Below are 2,859 nucleotides of genomic sequence, written 5' to 3'. Positions count from 1 at the left end.
GACGGGTCGGCCACCGTCCACGGGGAGGCGGCCGCCCGCCTCGGGGTCGCCCTCGCCGCCGACGACAACGATGCCCTCCGCTTGCTGGAGGCGGCGATCAGACGCCACAACGACGAGGTCGCCGCGGCGCCGCCGCTGTTCCTCGCCCTGGAGGGCGGCTTCCACGGCAAGCTCGCCGGCAGTGTGCAGCTGACCCACAACGAGGGCTACCGGCTGCCCTTCAAGTCCCTCGGCGCCCAAGCGCGGTTCGTCCCGCACGACAGCCCCGAGGACCTGAAGGCGGTCTACGCGGGTGAACGCCGGACCCTGCTCGGCCTGAGCACGGAGAACGGCAGGATCACGGTGACGGAGCAGGAGTTCCCCGTGTTCTGCGCCTTCCTCGTCGAGCCGATTCAGGGCGAGGGCGGAATCCGCGTCCTGTCCCGCGACTTCGCCCGGGAGATCCAGGAGTTCTGCACCCGGATCGACTGCCCCGTCGTCGTCGACGAGATCCAGAGCGGAATGGGCCGCACCGGCGCCCTGCTCGCCAGTTCCCGGACCGGTCTGCGCGGTGACTACTACACCCTGGCCAAGACCCTCGGCGGCGGGGTCGCGAAAGCCTCCGTGATGCTGGTGCGCGAGAAGCGCTACCGCCGGGACTTCGAGATCGTGCACAGTTCGACCTTCGCCAAGGACAGCTTCTCGTGCCACATCGCCCTGAAGGTCCTCGAACTGCTGGAGAGGGACGGCGGCGCGGCCTACCGGCAGGCCGAGGAGCGCGGTGCGGCGCTGCGCGCGAAACTCGACGCGCTGCGGGCGGAGTTCCCCGACGTGGTGGCCGACGTACGCGGTCACGGGCTGATGCAGGGCCTGGAATTCCACGACCAGTCCGACGGCTCCTCGCCCGAGCTGCGGCAGATCGCGCAGAGCGGGCTGTTCGGCTATTTCCTGGCGGGCCATCTGCTGCGCCGGCACCGGGTGCGGACGTTCCCGACGGCCAGCGCGGTCGGCACGTTGCGTTTTGAACCCTCGATTTATGTCACAGACGCCGAATTGGGACAGCTGTACGCCGGGCTGCACGACGTGTGCACACTGTTGCGCAAGCAGGCCGGCGACGAACTCACCGCCGCGGGCCGCTGATCCGACCCTGGGTCCGCCGCCTCCCCCCACCGGCGGACTCCAGGGCCTTCCGGTCGGGTGCCGGCCTCGACCGGGCCGGCCCGCCCGACCGGAATCAGTACGGGAAGCGGACGGTGTCGACGAGGCATCGGGCGACACACCGGTCCCGGGTAACGCAGTACGCCGGAGCAAGCGAAACGGGGGAGTTCATGCAGTTCCGCTTACTGGGGCCACTTGAGGTCGAACCTGCGGGAGGACCGCCGGGCAGCCTGGTGGACCTGGGCGGGCACCGGCAGCGCGCCGTACTGGCGTATCTCCTGCTGCAGGCGAACAAGGTGGTGTCCACCAGCCAGATGCTGTCGGCCCTGTGGGCCGACGACGAAGCACCCATGACCGCGCGCAAGATCCTGCAGAACGCCGTCTGGAAGCTGCGCGGAGTCCTGTCCCGGCCACCGCGCGGCGAACAGAACCCGGAGCTGCTGACCCGCGCGCCCGGCTATCTGCTGCGGGTGCCCCAGCAGCGCGTCGACCTGCTCGACTACGAGCAGCGGGTGGTCACGGGCCGTGCCGCCCTGGCGGCGGGCGAGGTGGAACCCGCCCGCCGCTCGCTGGGCCAGGCGCTGGCGTTGTGGCGCGGGCCCGTCCTCTCCGACCTGGTGGAGGAAGGTATCTGCTGGCCGGAGCTGACGGCCCTGCAGAACCGCCGGCTCGATGTCATGGAGGACCACTTCGAGGCCGCCCTCGCCTGCGGCCGGCACCAGCTGGTCCTGCCCGACCTGGAGAGCCTGGTGGCCGCCGAGCCGCTGCGCGAGCGCGCCTCGGGGCAGCTCATGGTCGCCCTGTACCGCTGCGGACGGCAGGCCGAGGCACTGGCCGTCTTCGGCCGGGTGCGCACCGCGCTCGTGGAGGGGCTGGGGCTGGAGCCGGGGCGCGAACTGCACCGGCTGCAGCAGGCGATCCTCACCCAGGACCCCGCGCTGGAGGTGCCTCGCGCGGTGGGCGACAGGGAACAGGCAGACCTCACCCCGGCCTCCCGGACCGCGCCGTACCCGCCCCCGCCCGGCGCGGCCCCCGCTCCCGCGGCGACAGCGACGGCACCCGCGGGTCCGGCCGCACGCGGTGCGTCGGCCGCACCCACCGGACCGGCCGCAGGCACGGAGCGGGGCACCCGCACCGCACCGGCCGCCGCACACACCGCGCCGGGCCCACCCACGGGCCTCGGGGCACCCACCACACCGGCCGTACCCACGGGCCCTGAGGTGTCCACCACTCCGGCCGCGCCCACGGAGCCGGCCGTGCTCACCCCACCGGCCGCACCTGCCGAGCCGGGCGCACGCACCGCCGAGGCCGCCCCCGCGATGCGGGCCGCATGCACCGATCCGCCCGCACACGGCGGGCCGACCGCAACCGCCGCCGAGGCCTTCTCCCCCGGCCGGCACGCGTCCCGTACCGCCAGCGTGGTCATGTTCCGCTTCGGACTCGGCGCGGAACTGGGCCGGGTGCTGGCCGAGGACCGGGACCGGGTGGTCGACGCGCTGACCCAGATCGCCCGGGAGAAGACCGAACTCCACGGCGGCCGGGTCACGGCCATGCTCGGTTCGACCGTGCTCTCCGTGTTCGCCGAGGGGACGGACCCGGCCGACCGCGCCGAGCGCGCGGTCCGCACCGCGGCCGCCGTCCGCGACAGCCTCAGCGTCCCCACCGGCACGCTCGCACCGCCGCAGGCCGCCGTGCGCGGCCTCACCGTGCACGCGGCCGTGG

Annotated in this window: 2 protein-coding genes; both read left to right on the top strand. The window is 73.5% G+C overall.

Going from position 1 to position 2,859, the window contains the following annotated elements; all coding sequences use genetic code 11:
• Window positions 1-1,119 (top strand): aminotransferase class III-fold pyridoxal phosphate-dependent enzyme (locus tag ABZ281_RS44720; protein ID WP_356664046.1); only part of this gene is annotated, 1,119 nt, incomplete at its 5' end.
• Between the two features lie 188 nt (window positions 1,120-1,307).
• Window positions 1,308-2,859, top strand: a 1,552-nt coding sequence (locus ABZ281_RS44715) for a BTAD domain-containing putative transcriptional regulator (RefSeq protein WP_356664044.1), incomplete at its 3' end; no start/stop codon positions are given.

Source organism: Streptomyces sp. NPDC006265, assembly GCF_040613555.1.
Taxonomy (GTDB): Bacteria; Actinomycetota; Actinomycetes; order Streptomycetales; family Streptomycetaceae; genus Streptomyces.
Note: the sequence above shows the minus strand (reverse complement) of the source record. Positions and strands in the feature narration are given on the sequence as shown.